The 18,519-nt window shown below is 72.4% G+C and carries 17 protein-coding genes; 6 read left to right on the forward strand and 11 right to left on the reverse strand.

The window, feature by feature from the left end:
* Window positions 1-24: 24 nt before the first annotated feature.
* The 6 genes from SLINC_RS12315 to SLINC_RS12340 form a co-directional block, all read right to left on the reverse strand.
* Window positions 25-1,449 carry a lysine N(6)-hydroxylase/L-ornithine N(5)-oxygenase family protein gene (locus tag SLINC_RS12315; protein WP_067430781.1) on the reverse strand — a complete coding sequence of 475 codons (1,425 nt, stop codon included), beginning with the start codon at window positions 1,447-1,449 and terminating at the stop codon, window positions 25-27.
* Window positions 1,446-2,927, reverse strand: a complete 1,482-nt coding sequence (locus SLINC_RS12320; RefSeq protein WP_067430784.1) for a pyridoxal phosphate-dependent decarboxylase family protein — start codon at window positions 2,925-2,927, stop codon at window positions 1,446-1,448. The genes SLINC_RS12315 and SLINC_RS12320 overlap by 4 nt, the downstream gene beginning before the upstream one ends.
* Window positions 2,928-3,085: 158 nt before the next feature.
* Window positions 3,086-5,590: an aminopeptidase N gene (pepN, locus tag SLINC_RS12325; protein ID WP_067430787.1), complete on the reverse strand. Its 2,505-nt coding sequence runs from the start codon at window positions 5,588-5,590 to the stop codon at window positions 3,086-3,088.
* A 56-nt stretch (window positions 5,591-5,646) separates the two neighbouring features.
* Window positions 5,647-6,198 carry a response regulator gene (locus SLINC_RS12330; protein WP_067430789.1) on the reverse strand — a complete coding sequence of 184 codons (552 nt, stop codon included), beginning with the start codon at window positions 6,196-6,198 and terminating at the stop codon, window positions 5,647-5,649.
* Between the two features lie 158 nt (window positions 6,199-6,356).
* Window positions 6,357-6,707 (reverse strand): chorismate mutase, encoded by a 351-nt coding sequence (locus tag SLINC_RS12335; protein ID WP_067430792.1) that lies wholly within the window; start codon window positions 6,705-6,707, stop codon window positions 6,357-6,359.
* Window positions 6,704-7,657 (reverse strand): helix-turn-helix domain-containing protein, encoded by a 954-nt coding sequence (locus SLINC_RS12340; RefSeq protein WP_067430795.1) that lies wholly within the window; start codon window positions 7,655-7,657, stop codon window positions 6,704-6,706. Before SLINC_RS12340 ends, SLINC_RS12335 begins: the two co-directional genes overlap by 4 nt.
* A gap of 87 nt (window positions 7,658-7,744) precedes the next feature.
* Here SLINC_RS12340 and SLINC_RS12345 point away from each other — a divergent pair, with 87 nt between their 5' ends.
* A complete protein-coding gene (locus SLINC_RS12345; protein ID WP_067430798.1) occupies window positions 7,745-9,526 on the forward strand; it encodes a glycoside hydrolase family 35 protein in 1,782 nt (593 codons plus the stop codon).
* 37 nt (window positions 9,527-9,563) lie between these two features.
* Window positions 9,564-10,448 (forward strand): hypothetical protein, encoded by an 885-nt coding sequence (locus tag SLINC_RS12350; protein WP_067430801.1) that lies wholly within the window; start codon window positions 9,564-9,566, stop codon window positions 10,446-10,448.
* Window positions 10,449-10,536: 88 nt separating this feature from the next.
* Here SLINC_RS12350 and SLINC_RS12355 read toward each other — a convergent pair whose 3' ends face one another.
* Both SLINC_RS12355 and SLINC_RS12360 read right to left on the reverse strand, forming a co-directional pair.
* Window positions 10,537-11,448 carry an SDR family oxidoreductase gene (locus SLINC_RS12355; RefSeq protein ID WP_067430804.1) on the reverse strand — a complete coding sequence of 304 codons (912 nt, stop codon included), beginning with the start codon at window positions 11,446-11,448 and terminating at the stop codon, window positions 10,537-10,539.
* Window position 11,449: 1 nt separating this feature from the next.
* Window positions 11,450-12,190: an SDR family oxidoreductase gene (locus SLINC_RS12360; protein WP_067430808.1), complete on the reverse strand. Its 741-nt coding sequence runs from the start codon at window positions 12,188-12,190 to the stop codon at window positions 11,450-11,452.
* Between the two features lie 54 nt (window positions 12,191-12,244).
* Between SLINC_RS12360 and SLINC_RS12365 the strand changes: the two genes are divergently transcribed.
* The 4 genes from SLINC_RS12365 to SLINC_RS12380 are packed head-to-tail and all read left to right on the forward strand — an operon-like array spanning window position 12,245 to window position 15,552.
* The gene (locus SLINC_RS12365) at window positions 12,245-12,988 is read left to right on the forward strand and encodes an enoyl-CoA hydratase family protein (protein ID WP_067430811.1); all 744 of its coding nucleotides are present in this window, start codon (window positions 12,245-12,247) and stop codon (window positions 12,986-12,988) included.
* A complete protein-coding gene (locus tag SLINC_RS12370) occupies window positions 12,985-13,806 on the forward strand; it encodes a CoA transferase subunit A (RefSeq protein WP_067430814.1) in 822 nt (273 codons plus the stop codon). Before SLINC_RS12365 ends, SLINC_RS12370 begins: the two co-directional genes overlap by 4 nt.
* Window positions 13,787-14,503 carry a CoA-transferase subunit beta gene (locus SLINC_RS12375; protein ID WP_067430817.1) on the forward strand — a complete coding sequence of 239 codons (717 nt, stop codon included), beginning with the start codon at window positions 13,787-13,789 and terminating at the stop codon, window positions 14,501-14,503. The genes SLINC_RS12370 and SLINC_RS12375 overlap by 20 nt, the downstream gene beginning before the upstream one ends.
* Window positions 14,503-15,552 carry an NAD(P)H-dependent flavin oxidoreductase gene (locus tag SLINC_RS12380; RefSeq protein ID WP_067430820.1) on the forward strand — a complete coding sequence of 350 codons (1,050 nt, stop codon included), beginning with the start codon at window positions 14,503-14,505 and terminating at the stop codon, window positions 15,550-15,552. The genes SLINC_RS12375 and SLINC_RS12380 overlap by 1 nt, the downstream gene beginning before the upstream one ends.
* 344 nt (window positions 15,553-15,896) lie before the next feature.
* Here the strand turns inward: SLINC_RS12380 and SLINC_RS12385 are convergent, their stop codons facing one another.
* From SLINC_RS12385 to SLINC_RS12395, 3 genes are read right to left on the reverse strand one after another with little or no spacing between them, the layout of a single operon-like run.
* On the reverse strand, window positions 15,897-17,054 hold the full coding sequence (locus SLINC_RS12385; RefSeq protein WP_067430823.1) for an acetyl-CoA C-acetyltransferase: 1,158 nt from the start codon (window positions 17,052-17,054) through the stop codon (window positions 15,897-15,899).
* Window positions 17,055-17,071: 17 nt separating this feature from the next.
* On the reverse strand, window positions 17,072-17,686 hold the full coding sequence (locus SLINC_RS12390; RefSeq protein ID WP_067445258.1) for a TetR/AcrR family transcriptional regulator: 615 nt from the start codon (window positions 17,684-17,686) through the stop codon (window positions 17,072-17,074).
* Between the two features lie 13 nt (window positions 17,687-17,699).
* On the reverse strand, window positions 17,700-18,488 hold the full coding sequence (locus tag SLINC_RS12395) for an SDR family oxidoreductase (RefSeq protein WP_067430825.1): 789 nt from the start codon (window positions 18,486-18,488) through the stop codon (window positions 17,700-17,702).
* Window positions 18,489-18,519: the final 31 nt, after the last annotated feature.

Below are 18,519 nucleotides of genomic sequence, written 5' to 3' on the forward strand. Positions count from 1 at the left end.
TTCCGTCCTGCCCTCACCGTTTTCCTAGCGGCCGTCGATCAGCGGGGTGAGTGCCGGGGCCCGGCGGGCCGTCGGGATCTGCGGTGTGTGTTGTTCGAGGCCGAAGGTGGTGAAGGCGGTTCGGGTGGGGAGCGGGTAGGGGGCCTTGTCGGTGAGGGCGTTGAGGATGGTGGCGCTGCGCCAGGCGGCGAGGCCCAGGTCGGGGGTGCCGATGCCGTGGGTGTGGCGTTCGGCGTTCTGTACGTAGACGTGGCTGCCGGTGGCGGTGACGGAGGGGTCGAGGAGGAGGCGGAAGTGCTCGTCGACGCGGGGGCGTTCGCGGCTGTCGCGGCGTAGGTAGGGGTCGAGGCCGGCGAGGATGCGGTCGAGGGGGCGTTCGCGGTAGCCGGTGGCGAGGACGACGGCGTCGGTGGTGAGGCGTGAGCGGGTGTTCTGCTGGATGTGTTCCAGGTGGAGTTCGATCTTGGTGGTGGCGATGCGGCCGGCGGTGCGGACGCGGACGCCGGGGGTGAGGACGGCGTCGGGCCAGCCGCCGTGCAGGGTGCGGCGGTAGAGCTCGTCGTGGATGGCGGCGAGGGTGTCGGCGTCGATGCCCTTGTGGAGTTGCCACTGGGTGGTGACGAGGCGGTCGCGGACGCTTTCGGTGAGGGCGTGGAAGTAGCGGGTGTAGTCGGGGGTGAAGTGTTCGAGGCCGAGCTTGGAGTACTCCATGGGGGCGAAGGCCTCGGTGCGGCCGAGCCAGTGGAGTTTCTCGCGGCCGGTGGGGCGGTTGCGGAGCAGGTCGAGGAAGATCTCGGCGCCGGACTGGCCTGATCCGACGACGGTGATGTGGTCGGCGGCGAGGAGTGCGGTGCGGTGGTCGAGGTAGTCGGCGGCGTGGACGACGGGGACGGTGGGGGCCTCGACGAGGGGTTTGAGGGGTTCGGGGACGTACGGTTCGGTGCCGATGCCGAGGACGACGTTGCGGGTGTAGGTGCGGCCGAGGGCTTCGGCTTCGCCGTCGGCGTCGAGTTGGGTGAAGTCGACCTCGAAGACGTCGCGTTCGGGGTTCCAGCGGACGGCGTCGATCTGGTGGCCGAAGCGCAGTCCGGGGAGGTTCTCCGAGACCCAGCGGCAGTAGGCGTCATATTCGGCGCGCTGGATGTGGAAGCGCTCGGCGAAGTAGAAGGGGAAGAGGCGGTCGCGGGCCTTGAGGTAGTTGAGGAAGGTCCAGGGGCTGGTGGGGTCGGCGAGGGTCACCAGGTCGGCGAGGAAGGGGACTTGGATGGTGGCGCCGTCGATGAGGAGGCCGGGGTGCCAGTCGAAGGCGGGGCGTTGTTCGTAGAAGACGGCGTCGAGTTCGGTGAGGGGGTGGGCGAGGGCGGCGAGGGAGAGGTTGAAGGGGCCGATGCCGATGCCGACGAGGTCGCGGGGTGCGTCGGGCTCGTGGGGTGGGGGGTGGTGCGTCATGGGGGTGGGGTTCCTTCCACGAGTTTCAGCAGCCCGGCCAGGTCGTCGGGCGTGGTGCGGGGGTTGAGGAGGGTGGCTTTGAGCCAGAGGCGGCCGTCGAGGCGGGTGCGGCCGAGGACGGCGTGGCCCTGGTGGAGGAGGTGGCGGCGTATGTGGGCCACGGTGTCGTCGTCGGCTCCGGTGGGGCGGAACAGGACGGTGCTGAGGGTGGGCCGGTCGTGGAGTTCGAGGGCGGGGTGTGCGTCGACGAGGTCGGCGAGTCGGTGGGCGTGTGCGCAGACCTGGTCGACGAGGGCGCCGAGTCCGGTGCGGCCGAGGGTGGCGAGGGTGACGGCGGTCTTGAGGATGTCGGGGCGGCGGGTGGTGCGCAGGGAGCGGCCGAGGAGGTCGGGGAGGCCGGCTTCGGTGTCGTCGTCGGCGTTGAGGTAGTCGGCGTGGTGGTGGAGGGCTGTGAGGTCGTGGGGGTCGCGTACGGCGAGGAGGCCGGCGGCGACGGGTTGCCAGCCGAGTTTGTGCAGGTCGAGGGTGACGGTGTCGGCGGCGCTCAGGCCGGCGAGTTTGTGTCGGTGCCGGGTGCTGAACAGCAGTCCGCCTCCGTATGCCGCGTCGACGTGCAGGCGGGCTCCGTGGGTTGAGCAGATGGCGGCGATCTCGGGGAGCGGGTCGATGAGTCCGGCGTCGGTGGTGCCCGCGGTGGCGGTGACGAGATGAGGGCCGGGGAGGTCGGTGAGGGCGGCGTCCAGGGCGGCGGGGTCGAGGGTGCCGGCCGGGGCGGGGACGGTCACCGGTTCGGGCAGGCCCAGTAGCCAGGCGGCGCGTGGCAGGGAGTGGTGGGCGTTGGCGCCGCAGACCGGGCGGACGCCGGCACCGAGGGCTTCTCTGGCGAGGAGGAGGGCCAGTTGGTTGGATTCGGTGCCGCCGGTTGTCGCCAGGGCGGCGGGCGCGTGGTCGGGTCCCAGCGCGTGGTCGGGTCCGGGCGCGTCGTCGGGTCCGGGCGCGTCGTGGCTTGTCGCGCCCCGCGGCGGAGCCGTACGCCGGTGCGGCCCCGCGCCGCTGGGTGTCTCACCGTAGACCTCGCGCGCGAGTGCCCGTGTGACGAGTTCCTCCAGTTCGGAGGCCGCCGGTGCCTGGTCCCAGGAGTCCAGGGACGGGTTGAGGGCGCTTGCCGCGAGGTCTGCCGCGACCGCGACGGCGAGGGGCGGGCAGTGCAGGTGGGCGGCGCACCAGGGGTGCGCGGGGTCGGCGGCGCCCTCGGCGAGGGCGTGGACGAGGCGGCGCAGGGCGTCCGGGTCGCCTTCTTCGGGGAGTACGTCCGCCACCGCCTCGCGGATCCGTGCGGCGACCGCGTCGGGTCCTCCCGCCGGGAGTGGTCCGCCGCGGGCCCTGCCGCCGGTGTGCAGCGCGTCGAGGACGGTGGTGAGCAGGGGCCGCAGGGCGTGGGGGCCTTCGGGGCCTGAGGCGAGCGGCGGGGTGCTCATCGTTGTCCTCCGGGGCGCGCGGCTGGAGTTCCAGCTTGTACGCGGTGGTGGGGGCGCGCCCGAAAACCTCAACGATGAGAACCCGAAAGGGGGTACTGCCGTGCGGGGAAAACGTGTGGGCCCCGGCCGGGACCCGGGTCACCGGCCGGGGCCGCGGATCACTGCGGCTGCTCCCCGCGCACCCGCAACGCCCTGGTGAGGTCGTCCAGTTGGTCGGCGAGCTTGCGCCGCAGTGCCGGGATCGGGTCCGCATCGCGCAGACAGGCCTCGCCGAGGTCGAGGGTGTCGGCGTCCACGGCGTGGGCGGGGAAGGCCCAGCGGCCGGCGGCGTCGGCGATGGCGGGGCCGCGGCGGGCGGCCACGGCGACGGCGTCCTGGTAGTAGCGGGGGACGTACCGCCGTACCAGGTCGGTCTGTTCGGGCTGCCAGAAGCCCTGGGCGGTGGCGGTGAACAGGTAGTTGGACAGGTCGTCGCCGCTGAACATGGCCTCCCAGGCCGCCGCTTTGGCCTGGGGGTCGGGCAGGGCGGCCCGGCAGCGGGCGGCGCCCTCCTGGCCGGTGGCGCTGGGGTCCTGGATGAGTTCGGCCTCGATGACGGCCTCGTCGATCGCGCCGAGGACGGCGAGGCGGCCGAGGATGCGCCAGCGCAGCTCGGGGTCGAGTTCGGGGCCGCCGGGGACGGTGCCCTCGGAGAACCAGGCGCTGATCGTGTCCGGCTGGGCGGCGACGTCGATGAAGTGGCGTACGGCGATCAGGCGCAGGCCGGGGTGGTCGCCGTCTTCGGTGCGGCGGATGAGGTCGCGGCACAGGGAGGTGAGGGTGGCCAGGGCGGCGGGCCGGTCCTCGGGGGCGAGGTAGCGGTCGGCGACCTGGGTGGCGGCGAAGGCGAGGACACCCTGGACGAGGGCGAGGTCGGTTTCGTGAGGGAGGTGGGTGCGGGCGGTGTCCAGGTAGGCGGCGGGCGGGAGGTCGCCGTCGCGTACGGCGTCGCGCAGGGCGTTCCAGACGACCGCGCGGGTGAGGGGGTCGGGCAGGCCGCAGAGGTTGGCGCGGACGGTGTTGAAGGAGTCGGTGTCGAAGCGGATCTTGGCGTAGGTGAGGTCGCTGTCGTTCAGCAGCAGGAACGCGGGGTGCTTGCCGAGGGGCAGGGGTTCGGTCTGCGGGATGTCGAGGTCGAGGCGTCGGCGCAGGACGAGGTGGCGGCTCTCGTCGGCGACGTCCTCGTCGTAGAGGCCGACGGCGATGCGGTGGGGGCGGCTGCCGGTGTGGTCGACGGTCAGGGTGTAGGTGCCTTCGTCGCCGCGGGTCACGGTCGGCCGGAGGGTGTCGACGCCGGTGGTGCGCAGCCAGGCGTCGGCCCAGGCGTTGACGTCGCGGTCGGTGTTGGCGGCGAGGGAGTCGATGAAGTCGGCGAGGGTGGCGTTGGCGAACCGGTGCCGGGCGAAGTGGGTGTTGATGCCGGCGAGGAAGTCCTTCTCGCCGAGCCAGGTCACCAGCTGGCGCAGGGCGGAGGCGCCCTTGGCGTAGGAGATGCCGTCGAAGTTGAGCAGGGCGGCGGCGGTGTCGTCGACCTTGTCGGGGGCGACGGGGTGGGTGGAGGGGCGCTGGTCGGCGTCGTAGCCCCAGGCCTTGCGGATGACGCCGAAGTCGGTCCAGGTGCCGGTGAAGCGGGTGGCTTCGGTGAGGGTCTGGTAGCCCATGTACTCGGCGAAGGACTCGTTCAGCCAGATGTCGTCCCACCACTTGAGGGTGACGAGGTCGCCGAACCACATGTGGGCCATCTCGTGGGCGATGACCATGGCGCGGGTCTGGCGTTCGGTGTCGGTGACGGCGGAGCGGTAGACGAACTCGTCGCGGAAGGTGACCAGTCCGGGGTTCTCCATGGCGCCGGCGTTGAACTCGGGGACGAACGCCTGGTCGTAGGAGTCGAAGGGGTAGGGCTCCTCGAACTTCTCGTGGTAGCGGTCGTAGCACTGCTTGGTGATCTCGAACAGTTCGTCGGCGTCCGGGTCGAGGTGGGGTGCGAGGGAGCGGCGGCAGTGGATGCCGAAGGGCAGGCCGCGGTGTTCGGTGCGCACCGAGTGCCAGGGGCCGGCGGCGACGGCGACGAGGTAGGTGGAGATGAGGGGGGTGGGGGCGGCCTGCCAGCGGCCCTCGCCGAGGTGTTCGGTGAGGGAGTTGGCGAGGACGGTCCAGTTCTCGGGGGCGGTGACGGTGAGGTCGAAGACGGCCTTGAGGTCGGGCTGGTCGAAGGCGGCGAAGACGCGCTGGACGTCGTCCATGAACAGCTGGGTGTAGACGTAGGTCTCGCCGTCGGTGGGGTCGGTGAAGCGGTGCATGCCTTCGCCGGTGCGGGAGTAGCGCATGGCGGCGTCGACGCGCAGTTCGTGTTCGCCGGGGGTGAGGTTCTTCAGGGGGAGCCGGTTCTCGTCCAGGGTCTCCGGGTCGAGGGGCTGTCCGTCGAGGGTGACGGAGCGCAGTTCGGCGGGCCTGACCTCGACGAAGGTGTCCGTGGCGTCCTGGTCCGCGCGTACGGTGAACCTGATGACGGTGCGGGAGTCGAAGGTGGCGTCCCCGGCGGTCAGATCGAGGTCGATCGTGTAGTGGTGGACGTCGAGGAGCCGGGCTCGGGTCTGCGCTTCGTCGCGCGTCAGTACGGACATGCAGGACATGCTGCCTGATGGCGCAGGCCAGGCACAGAGGCGGATCGGTACGCGGCCTATGTCCGGTCCTGTTCGAGCTCCCCGTCGTGCGCCCCTTGGGCGCGTTGGGTCGGAACGCGGGAGTCCGGGTGGGGCAGGGCGGGGCGGGCGGGGTGTTCTCCTGCTTCGGCGTGGTCCTTGACCAGGGCGCGTAACTCCCGCACTTCGTGTTCGAGGGCGAGGTGGCGTTGGTGGGCGTCGAACAGGTAGCGGACCTTGGTGCGCAGGGCCCAGGGGTCGATGGGTTTCATGACGAGGTCGGCGACGCCCAGTGCGAAGGCGGTGGAGGTGAGTTCGTGGTCCGGGCCGAAGCCGGTGAGGAGGACGACGGGGATGTGCTGGGTCTGTTCCAGGCGGCGCAGGTAGCGCACGACGTCGAGGCCGCTGACGCCGGGCATGCGCACGTCGAGGAGGAGGAGTCCGACCCGGCCGCGGAGCACCTGTTTGAGGGCCTCGTCGCCGCTGGTGGCGCGGGCCAGGAGGTAGCCCAGCGGCGCCAGGGCGCTCTCCAGCGCGTACAGCGTGTCCTCGTGGTCGTCGACGATGAGGATCTTGGCATCCGACGGCATGGCCCGACGTCCCTCCCGCGTGGGACAACCAGCTTATGTCCGAAGCGCTGACGGTACGTGCCCCCCGGCTGACAAGGAGTGCACAGCGCAGCATGCCTCTCCCGGGGCCTCGTGTCACGACCCCGGGAGGACGGGAATCGGCCGGGCCGGCCCTGATTTCAGCTCGCCTGGGGTGTCGGTCCGTTGAGGGTGTCCTCGGCGATGCGCTCGTGGTGTCTGATCACTTCGCCGATGATGAAGTTGAGGAACTTCTCGGCGAAGGCCGGGTCGAGTTTGGCGTTCTCGGCCAGGGTGCGCAGGCGCTCGATCTGGCGGGCCTCGCGGGCCGGGTCGGCGGGCGGCAGTTGGTGCCTGGCTTTGAGGTGGCCGACCTGCTGGGTGGCTTTGAAGCGTTCGGCGAGCATGTGGACGACGGCCGCGTCGATGTTGTCGATGCTGTCGCGCAGCCGGGCGAGCTCCTCGCGGACGGCGGGGTCGATGTCGCCGGTCGGGGTGTTGCTGGTGGTCATGGCGAAACCCTACGTGCCGTGCGGTCAGCGGTTTCCGGGTGAGGGTCCGGGTGCGGGTCCGGGGCGGTCTGCCGGGCGGGGATCCTGGGCGGATCGTCGGGGTCGGGGACCTGGTTGCTCCAGCCGCCGGGGACGGCGCGGCCCTGGGTGGCGCGGAAGCGGACGGGGGCGGTGCCGACGCGGCGGGTGAACAGGCGGGAGAAGTAGGCGGGGTCGTCGTATCCGACGCGGCGGGCGACGGCGGCGACGGGCAGGTCGGTGGCGGCGAGGAGTTCCTTGGCGCGGCCGAGGCGGATGCCGAGCAGGTAGTCCTTGGGGCTGCATCCGGCGCCGCGGCGCACGGCGGTGCGCAGTTCGGCGGCGCTCATGCCGTGCCGGGCGGCGTGGTCGGCGACGGACAGGGGCAGGCAGGCGTCGCGGGCGAGGGCCTTGAGGACCAGGTCGCCGTCGGGGGCGAGGTCGGCGCGGGCGCGGCGCAGGGCGACGAGGAGTTCGTGGACGGCGGCGCCGGTCTCGACCTCCAGCAGCGGGTTGTCGCGGCGGGCGGCGCGCGCCATGCGGGCGATGACCCCGCGGGGGCCGGTGGCGTCCGACAGCGGCACCACCGGGCGGTCGGGTTCGATGTAGCCGAGTTCGGTGTAGGAGGCGGTGGCGGGCCCGGCGAAGTCGACGAAGCCCTCGTCCCAGCCGGTGGCGGTGTCGGGCGCGTAGTGGTGCGGTACGCCCGGGGTGAGCCAGAGCAGCGCGGGTGCGGTGACGGTCGTGCGGCGGCCGTCGGGGGTGGCGTACCAGCCGCCGCCGGTGCTGATCACGACGGCGACGTGGTGGTCGAGGATCCGGGGTCCGACGGTGGGCAGCGCGCCGTACTGGAGGCCGACGCCGAGGCAGACGAGGCCGAGCCGGTGGTGGGCCGGGCCGGGCGTGAAGAACCGCATCCAGGTGTGGTACATCCGCGGTCCCCTCCATGCTGCCGTGTCCAAGTGGCGCCGATCTTTGTCCATGGACGTGATCACCGCCAGAGGGTGAGGGTGGAGCGCATGAGCGAGTTCACGGTGGGGGACACGGACTTCCTGCTGGACGGCCGGCCGGTGCGGCTGCTGTCCGGGGCGCTGCACTACTTCCGGGTGCACGAGGAGCAGTGGGGTCACCGGCTGGCGATGCTGCGGGCGCTGGGCCTGAACTGCGTGGAGACGTACGTGCCGTGGAACCTGCACGAGCCGCGGCCGGGTGGGTTCCGGGACGTGGCGGCCCTGGGCCGGTTCCTGGACGCGGCGCGGGCGGCGGGGCTGTGGGCGATCGTGCGGCCGGGGCCGTACATCTGCGCCGAGTGGGACAACGGCGGGCTGCCGCACTGGCTGGCCGGGCACCCGCGCACGAGCGAGGCGCGCTATCTGGAGCAGGTGGGGCGCTGGTTCGCGCGGCTGCTGCCCGAGATCGTGTCCCGGCAGATCGACCGCGGCGGCCCGGTGCTGATGGTCCAGGTGGAGAACGAGTACGGCAGCTACGGTTCGGACGCGCGCTACCTGGAGCGTCTGGCCGACCTGCTGCGCGCCGGGGGCGTCACGGTGCCGCTGTGCACGTCGGACGGCCCGGAGGACCACATGCTCACCGGCGGCTCGCTGCCCGGGGTGCTCGCCACGGTGAACTTCGGCTCCCACGCGCGCGAGGCGTTCGGGGCGCTGCGCCGGCACCGGCCCGCCGGGCCGCTGATGTGCATGGAGTTCTGGTGCGGCTGGTTCGACCACTGGGGCGAGGAGCATGTCGTACGGGATCCGGCGGACGCGGTGGGGGGTCTGCGGGAGATCCTGGAGTGCGGGGCGTCGGTGAATCTGTACATGGCGCACGGGGGCACCAGCTTCGCGGGCTGGGCGGGCGCCAACCGGGGTGGTGAGGTCCAGGACGGGCCGTTCCTGCCGGATGTGACGTCCTACGACTACGACGCCCCGGTCGACGAGTACGGGCGCCCCACGGAGAAGTTCTGGCGTATGCGCGAGGTCCTCGCCGAGTACGCCGGGGCACCGCTGCCCGAGCCGCCCGCCCCGCCCACCGCGCTGGGCGTCACGACCGAGGCACGTCTGACCGGCTGGGCGCACCTGGAGGACGTCCTGGAGGCGCTCGGGGGTCCGGAGACGGTGTCCGCGGTGCCGCCGACCTTCGAGGAGCTGGACGTCGACCGGGGCGTGGTGCGCTACGAGGTGACCGTGCCCGGACCCCGCCGGCCGTATCCGCTGACGGCGCGCGGGCTGCGGGACCGGGCCGTGGTGTACGTCGACGGCGAACCGGCGGGCGTGCTCACCGAGCACGACGACCGGCTGAAGGAGCCCGTCGCCGGGCACGCGCGCGTGGAGCTGTGGGTGGAGTCCCTGGGGAGGGTCGGCTACGGGCCGCGGACCGGCGAGGCCAAGGGGATCACCGGGGGGCTGCTGCACGAGCGCCAGTATCTGCACGGGGTACGCGCGCGGGGGCTGCGGCTGGACGCGCTGGACGGCGTGGGCGCCGTGAGCGCCGTCCCGTTCCGGGAGCCGCCGGGGGACGGCTCGCCGGGCCTGTACCGGGGCACCGTCACGGTCGCGGGGGCGGGCGACGCCTGTCTGGAACTGTCCGGCTGGACGCGGGGCTTCGTGTGGATCAACGGCTTCGGCCTGGGCCGTTACTGGAGCGCGGGCCCGCAGCGGTCGCTGTACGTGCCGGGGCCGGTGGTGCGGGAGGGCACCAACGAGATATGGGTACTGGAGTTCGAGCAGGCGGGGGCCGCCCCGCCCGTGCTCGGCCCCGTACCGGGGATCGGGACCCGCGAGAATCCCCCCGCCTGCCCGTAGAGTGGAATCGGGTTCACGGCCTCTTGGGGGTGCGGGCGTGGCGAACGACGGACCGGTCGAGCACGGCTACCCACACCTGGACACGGTGCGGGCCGCGATCACCGCGCTGTACAGGCGGCTGTCCTACGACACCATCCAGACGTTCGGGACCAGCGTGGTCCCCGCCGACGTGGCGTTCTCCGACAGCGACGACCTGTATCTGGGCACGCAGCGCGTGGCCCGTGAACTGGTGCGGCACTACCGGCTGCCGGACGCCCGGTTCGTCGTCAGCTTCCGTGAGATGACCCATGCGGCACACGTCGAACTCACCGCGGGACCCGAGTACTTCGTCGAGCTGAACGACCGGTTCCGCACCCATCGCCGTGACATCGGGGCGGCCCTCGCCCACGAGGTCATGCACGTCTATCTTCACCGCCTGGACCTGTCCTTCCCGGGCGTGCGGGACAACGAGATCCTCACGGACACGGCGACGACGTACCTGGGGGCGGGATGGCTGCTGCTGGACGCGTACCGGGAGGACTCGGCGTCCTCGCAGAAGCTGGGGTATCTCACGCCGGAGGAGTTCGGGTACGTGCTGGCCAAGCGGGCGCTGGTGTTCGGTGAGGACCCCTCCGTGTGGTTCACCAGCCCGCAGGCCTACACGGCGTACGTCAAGGGCATGGAACGGGCCCGGCAGGACGAGCAGCAGCCACCCCTGACGGCGGCGGGGTGGGCGGGGCGGCGCCGGTACGCCCGGGACCGGCGGCAGCTCGTCCCGGAGCCGCGGCCCGGAGTGCCGTACGCGTTCGCGCCGGACGGGGGTGGGGTGTTGCGGGTGTCGTTTCCCTGTCCTACGTGTCATCAGCGGATTCGGGTGCCGGTGCGGGGGCGGGTTCGGGCGCGGTGTGGGTTGTGTCGGACGGTTCTGGAGTGCGATACGTAAGCGCGCTGCGAAGGGGGTGCCTTGTGTTGTCGGGCGGCTACCGGCCCGTTGTGGCTGGTCGCGCAGTTCCCCGCGCCCCTTGAGTCAGTCAGCTTGCCGCTCCATATACCGGGCCCTGGGGCTGCGCCTCCTCAAGTAGCTTCAGTACCGCTCCTCCCGCCTCCTCCGGGGTCCAGCGCGCCCCCTTGTCGGCCGTCGGGCCCGGGCTCCAGCCCTCCATCACCGTGATACGGCCGCCCTCCGTCTCGAAGACGCGGCCCGTGACTCCCGTGCTCGCCGTCGAGCCCAGCCAGACGACCAGGGGGGAGACGTTCTCCGGGGCCATCGTGTCGAAGCCGGTGGGCGGGGCGGTCATGGTGGTGGCGAAGGTCTGGGCCGTCATGCGGGTGCGGGCGGCGGGGGCGATGGCGTTGACCTGGACGCCGTAGCGGGCGAGTTCGGCCGCGGCGACCAGGGTCAGGCCCACGATCCCGGCCTTGGCGGCGCTGTAGTTGCCCTGGCCGACCGAGCCCAGCAGACCGGCGCCGCTGCTGGTGTTGATGACGCGGGCCTCGGGTGTGCGGCCGGCCTTGGTTTCGGCTCGCCAGTGGGCGGCGGCGTGTTTGAGGGGGAGGAAGTGGCCTTTCAGGTGGACGCGGAGGACGGCGTCCCAGTCGTCCTCGTCGAGGTTGACGAGCATGCGGTCGCGCAGGAAGCCGGCGTTGTTGACGAGGGTGTCGAGGCGGCCGTAGGTGTCGAGAGCGGTCGCCACCAGGGACGCGGCTCCGGCGCCGGTCGCGATGTCGCCGCCGTGGGCGACCGCTTCGCCGCCGGCCGCGCGGATCTCGGCGACGACGCGGGCCGCCGGGCTGTCGGGGCTGGGGGTGCCGTCGAGGCCCACGCCGAGGTCGTTGACGACGACCCGCGCGCCCTCGGCGGCGAACGCCAGTGCGTGGGCGCGGCCGAGACCTCGGCCCGCGCCGGTGACGGCGACGACCCGGCCGTAGCAGATTCCGCTCATGTCACCCGTCCCTGTCGGTGGTTGCCGCGTCCAGAAAGGCGGGCCGCTCCCCGCCGCCGTGCACGAGCAGCGAGGCCCCGCTGATGTAGGCGGCGGCGTCGGAGGCGAGGAAGACGGCCGCGTCGCCGATGTCCGAGGGCTCGGCCAGGCGTCCGAGCGGGACCGTGCGGGCGACGGCCGCCACGCCGTCGTCGTCGCCGTAGTGCACGGCCGAGAGCTCGGTGCGGACCATGCCGACGACGAGGGTGTTGACGCGGACGTCAGGCGCCCACTCCACGGCCATCGACCGGGCGAGGCTCTCCAGGCCCGCCTTCGCCGCCCCGTAGGCGGCCGTTCCGGGTGAGGGCCTGCCGCCACTCACGCTGCCGATCATGACGATCGAGCCGCGCGTCCGTCTCAGATGCTCGTACGCGGCGAGCGAGACGGTCAGCGGGGCGAGGAGGTTGAGCTCGACGACCCGGGCGTGCCGCTCCGCGTCCGCGTCGGTCAGTCGCCGGTAGGGGGCACCGCCCGCGTTGTTGACGAGGACGTCCAGGCGCGGCAGTCCGGCGAAGAAGTGCCGTACGGCGTCGGCGTCCCGCACGTCCAGGGGAGCGAACTCGGTTTTCGGCAGCGGGACTTGGGGTGGTCGGCGGGCGCAGACCACGACCTCGGCGCCCGCCTCTGTGAAGCGGCGCGCGATCCCGGCGCCGACACCGCGGGTGCCGCCGGTGACGACCACGACCCTCCCGTTCAGCTCCATTCCCCGCTACCCTCCACCTAACAAACGTTTGGTGGAAAGGTAGCTGATGCGGCCATGGGTGTCTCCACCTCGTCCCCGGAAAAGGGGATCGTCTTCGTCGGGGTCGACTTCCCGCCCGTGAACGCCCTGCCGGTGGACGGCTGGTTCGCCCTGGCCGACGCCGTGCGCACGGCGGGCCGTGATCCGGAGGTCAGATGCGTGGTCCTGGCGGCCGAGGGGCGCGGTTTCAACGCGGGCGTGGACATCAAGGAGATCCAGGCACGCGGCGCGACCGCCCTCGTCGGTGCCAACCGCGGTTGTTTCGAGGCCTTTTCAGCGGTGTACGACTGCGAGGTGCCCGTGGTGGCGGCCGTGCAGGGGTTCTGCCTGGGCGGGGGCGTCGGCCTGGTGGGCAACGCGGATGTGATCGTGGCGAGCGAGGACGCCACCTTCGGCCTGCCCGAACTGGACCGCGGGGCCCTCGGCGCGGCCACGCACCTGGCCCGGCTGGTCCCCCACCACCTCATGCGCGCCCTGTACTTCACCTCCCGCACGGTCACCGCCGCCGAACTGCACCGGCACGGTTCGTTGTGGAGGGTCGTACCGAGGGACGAACTCACCGCCACGGCCCTGGCGGCGGCCCGCGAGATCGCCGCCAAGGACGGCGAGCTGCTGCGCCTGGCCAAGGCCGCCATCAACGGCATCGACCCGGTCGACGTCCGCCGCAGCTACCGCTACGAACAGGGCTTCACCTACGAGGCGAGCGTCAGCGGCGTCGCCGACCGGGTCCGTGACAGGTTCGGCAGGGAGGCCGAGTGAGCGACAAGACCATGACGGCCGACGAGGTCGTCTCCCGGCTCCACGACGGCATGACCCTCGGCATCGGCGGCTGGGGCTCGCGCCGCAAGCCGATGGCGCTGGTGCGCGCGCTGCTGCGCTCGGACGTCACCGACCTGACGATCGTCTCCTACGGTGGCCCGGACGTCGGCATGCTCGCCGCCGCCGGACGGATCCGCAAGCTGGTCGCCGCCTTCGTCACCCTCGACTCGATCCCGCTCGAACCCCACTACCGGGCGGCCCGTGAGCGCGGTGCCTTCGAGCTCATGGAGATCGACGAGGCGATGTTCCTGTGGGGTCTGCGCGCGGCCGCGCACCGGCTGCCCTTCCTGCCGGTACGGGCCGGGACCGGTTCGGACGTCATGCGGATCAACCCCGGTCTGCGGACGGTGACGTCGCCGTACGACGACGGGGAGACGTTCGTGGCCATGCCCGCCCTGCGTCTGGACGCGGCCCTGGTCCACGTCAACCGCGCCGACCGGCTGGGCAACGGGCAGTATCTGGGCCCCGACCCGTACTTCGACGACCTGTTCTGCGAGGCGGCCGAGTCCGCGTACGTCTCCTGCGAACGGATCGTGGACACCGCGGAGTTGACGAAGGCGGCCCCGCCTCAGTCGCTGCTGGTCAAACGGCACACGGTCACCGGCGTGGTCGAGGCCCCGGACGGCGCGCACTTCACCTCCTGCGCCCCCGACTACGGCCGCGACGAGGCCGCGCAGCGGGAGTACGCGACCACGCCCTGGCCGGAGTTCGCCGCCTGGTACCTCGGAGGAGGAGCGTATGACCGCGACCCGGAGTGAGTACTGCGTCATCGCCTGCGCCGAGGCCTGGCGGGACGCGGGCGAGATCCTGGCGAGCCCGATGGGCCAGATCCCCTCGATCGGTGCCCGGCTCGCCCGTCTCACCTTCTCCCCCGACCTGCTGCTGACCGACGGCGAGGCCCTGTTGATCCGCCCGGACGGCACCCCGGAGGGCTGGCTGCCCTACCGGCAGCACCTCGCCCTGGCCATGGGCGGGCGGCGGCACGTGATGATGGGCGCGAGCCAGATCGACCGTTACGGCAACCAGAACATCTCCTGCATCGGCGACTGGGCGAGGCCGCGACGGCAACTGCTCGGGGTGCGGGGCGCGCCGGTCAACACCCTGAACCACCCGACCAGTTACTGGGTCCCGACCCACTCCCGCCGGGTGTTCGTGGAGAAGGTCGACCTGGTGTGCGGAGTCGGCTACGACCATGCCGCCGGGGCGCGTTTCCACCGCATCCCGAGGGTCGTCTCCGACCTCGGTGTCCTCGACTTCGACACCCCCGACCACTCGATGCGGCTGGCGTCGGTGCATCCGGGTGTCACCGTGGAGCAGGTGCGGGAGGCCACCGGCTTCGATCTGGCGGTCCCCGACGAGGTGCCGTACACCCGCGAACCGACCGCACACGAACTGGAGTTGATCCGCGAGGTGCTCGACCCGGCCGGCGCCCGCACCCGGGAGGTCGGCGCCTGATGGACACCGCGTTCACCCGGCTGGCCGGCGTCCGCCATCCGATCGTGCAGACCGGGATGGGATGGGTGGCGGGCCCGCGTCTGGTCTCGGCGGCGGCGAACGCGGGCGCGCTCGGCATCCTGGCCTCCGCGACGATGACCCCCGGCCGGCTGCGCGAGGCGATCCGGGAGGTGGCCTCCCGCACGGACGCGCCCTTCGGGGTCAATCTCCGCGCGGACGCGACGGACGCCGGCGACCGGGTGCGGATCATGATCGAGGAGGGGGTCCGGGTCGCCTCGTTCGCCCTCGCGCCCTCCCCCGGGCTGATCGCGGAGCTCAAGGAGGCGGGGATCGTCGTCATCCCGTCCGTGGGGGCCCGGCGGCATGCCGAGAAGGTCGCGGGCTGGGGCGCGGACGCGGTGATCGTGCAGGGCGGCGAGGGCGGCGGACACACCGGCGAGGTGGCGACGACCGTGCTGCTGCCGCAGGTGGTGGACGCGGTGGACATCCCGGTCGTGGCGGCGGGGGGCTTCTTCGACGGGCGGGGTCTGGTCGCCGCGCTGGCCTACGGGGCGGCGGGGGTCGCCATGGGCACGCGGTTCCTGCTCACCTCCGACTCGACGGTGCCGGACGCGGTGAAGGCGAGGTATCTGGCGGCGCGCGTCACGGACGTGACGGTGACCCGGGCCATCGACGGGCTGCCCCACCGCATGCTGCGGACGGATCTGGTGGCGTCCCTGGAACACGCCGGCCGCATGCGGGCCCTGGCGCGGGCGCTGCGCCGGGCGGCGGGCTTCCGCAAGCTGTCCGGGCTGACCTGGCGCGCGCTGGCCCGGGACGGCCTCGCCCTGCGGCACGGCAGGAACCTCACCTGGAGCCAGGTCCTCCTCGCCGCCAACACCCCCATGCTCCTCAGATCGGCGATGGTGGACGGCCGCACGGACCTCGGCGTGATGGCCTCCGGCCAGGTCGCCGGACTGATCGACGACCTCCCCTCCTGCGCGGAACTGGTGGACCGGATCATGAAACAGGCGGAGGAAACCCTTGAGGGCCTCCCGACCGCGGGATGACGGTCACGCCCGCCTCGGGAGCCTGCACCGGACTCCGTCCGCCGATCGGGGCCCCGCCGCCGTCCCAGCCGCTCGATGACCGTCACACCCACCTGCCCACCGCCCTCACAGCCGCTCGATGATCGTCACGTTGGCCTGCCCGCCCCCCTCGCACATCGGCACCATCCCCGACGGCCCCCTCGCACCGCTCGGCCCAGGGGCCTCACGGGCTTCGGGAGCCTGCGCCGGACACCGTCCGCCGATCGGGGCCCGCCGCCGTCCCAGCCGCCGGATGACCGTCACGCCCGCCTGCCCACCGTCGTCACAGCCGCTCGATGACCGTCACGCCCGCCCGCCCACCGCCCTCACAGCCGCTCGATGATCGTCACGTTGGCCTGCCCGCCCCCCTCGCACATGGTCTGGAGTCCGAACCGGCCGCCCGTGCGCTCCAGTTCGTGCAGCAGGGTCGTCATCAGCTTCACTCCCGTCGCTCCCAGGGGATGGCCGAGGGCGATCGCGCCGCCGTTGACGTTGACCTTGTCCGGGTCGGCGCCGGTCTCCTTGAGCCAGGCCAGGACGACCGGTGCGAAGGCCTCGTTGATCTCGACGAGGTCGATGTCGTCGATGGCGAGGCCGGTCTTCTTCAGGGCGTGGGCGGTGGCCGGGATGGGCGCGGTGAGCATACGGATGGGGTCCTCGCCGCGTACGGAGAGGTGGTGCACGCGCGCGCGGGGCGTCAGCCCGTGCTCGCGGACCGCGTGCTCGGAGGCGAGCAGCATGGCGGCCGCGCCGTCGGAGACCTGCGAGGAGCAGGCCGCGGTGACGGTGCCGCCGTCGATGACCGGTTTCAGCGCGGCCATCTTCTCCAGGGAGGTGTCCCGGCGCGGCCCCTCGTCGACGCCGACCTGGCCGTGGGCCACGATCTCGCGCTCGAAGCGCCCCTCGTCGATGGCGCTCAGCGCCCGCCGGTGGGACCGCAGCGCGAACTCCTCCTGGTCCTCCCGGCTGATCCCCCACTTGCCGGCGATCATCTCGGCGCCGACGAACTGGTTCACCGCCCTGTCGCCGTAGCGCGCCCGCCAGCCCTCGCTGCCCGCGAAGGGGCCCTGGGTGAAGCCGAGGGGCTCGGCGGCCTGCCGGGTGGCGAAGGCGATGGGGATCTGCGACATGTTCTGCACACCGCCGGCGACGACCAGGTCCTGCGTCCCGGACAGCACGCCCTGTGCCGCGAAGTGCACGGCCTGCTGCGAGGAGCCGCACTGCCGGTCCACGGTGACGCCCGGCACCTCCTCGGGCAGCCCGGCCGCGAGCCATGCGGTCCGCGCGATGTCCCCGGCCTGCGGCCCCACCGCGTCCAGGCACCCGAAGACGACGTCCTCGACGGCGCCGGGATCGACGCCGGCCCGCTCGACCAGCGCGCGCAGCACATGCGCGCCCAGATCGGCCGGGTGGACCCCGCTCAGTCCTCCCCCGCGCCGCCCGACGGGCGTCCGGACCGCTCCGACGATGTAGGCCTCGGCCATGGCAACTCCCCAGTGGGTTATGTGCGTACGGCGATCCCGTCCAGCACCATCGACAGGTACTGCCGGGCGATCTCCTCCGGGCTGTGCTGTCCGCCGGGCCGGTACCAGGACGCGGCGACCCACACCGTGTCGCGGACGAACCGGTAGGTGAGCCGGACGTCGAGGTCGGCCCGGAACACCCCGGCCGCGACCCCGCTCTCCAGCGTGGACAGCCAGGCCTTCTCGAACCTGCGCTGCGAGTCGGCGAGGAACGCGAACCGCTCCTGCGCCACCAGCTGCTTGCTCTCCTTCTGGTAGATCGCGACGGCGGCGCGGTGCCGGTCGATCTCCCGGAACGACTCGGTGACCAGGGCTTCGAGCGTCTCGCGCGGCCCCGTCCCGGCGTCGAGGACGGTGTCGTAGCCGTCCCAGAGCTCGTCGAGGAAGGTCCGCAGGATCTCCTCCAGCATCGATTCCTTGGAGTCGAAGTGGTAGTAGAGGCTGCCCGCGAGCATGCCCGCGTGGTCGGCGATCTTGCGTACGGTGGTGGCGTTGTAGCCCTGCTCGGCGAAGACCTCGGCTGCGGTGCCGAGGAGTTCACGGCGGCGGTCCGGAGCGGCGACGCTCACCTGGGGCTTTTTCTTGGTCGGCACGCTGTCCATTGTCCTAGGGGTGCCGGTCGCTGACGGAGACGACCTCGCCCGTCATGTACGAGGAGTAGTCCGAGGCCAGGAACACGATCACGTTGGCCACCTCCCAGGGCTCGGCGTACCGCCCGAAGGCCTCGCGCGCGGTGAGTTCCTCCAGCAGTTCCGGGGTCGTCACCTTCACCAGGTGGGGATGCATGGCCAGGCTCGGCGAGACGGCGTTCACCCGCACCCCGTACTCGGCCGCCTCCAGCGCCGCGCACCGCGTCAGCGCCATCACCCCCGCCTTCGCGGCGGCGTAGTGGGCCTGGCCCGGCTGGGCCCGCCAGCCCACCACGGAGGCGTTGTTGACGATCACCCCCGCGCCTGCCTCGCGCATCCGGCGCAGGGCGGCCCGGGTGCACCGGAAGGTGCCGTTCAGTGTCACGTCGAGCACGTGCGTCCACTGGTCGTCGCTCATGTCGACGAGGGACGAGGTCCCGCCGAGGCCCGCGTTGTTGACCACCACGTCGAGCCGGCCGTGCTCCCGCAGGGCGGTGTCGAAGAGGGCCCGCACCTGGTTCTCGTCGGTGACGTCGCAGGGCACCGCGGCCACCCGCTCCGACCCGAACTCCCCGGCGAGCCGCTCCGCGTGCTCCTTCAGCCTGCGGGCGTGCGCGTCGCTGATCAGCACGCGCGCGCCCTCCTCCAGGAAGCGGCGTGCGGTCGCCCCGCCGATCCCGGCGCCCGCGGCCGCCGTGACGACGGCGGTGCGCCCCGCCAGCAGCCCGTGTCCGGGCACGTAGGCCGGACTCTCGACGCCTGTCATACCGTCACGCTAACCTACCAAACACTTGTTA

The organism is Streptomyces lincolnensis (genome assembly GCF_001685355.1).
GTDB lineage: Bacteria > Actinomycetota > Actinomycetes > Streptomycetales > Streptomycetaceae > Streptomyces > Streptomyces lincolnensis.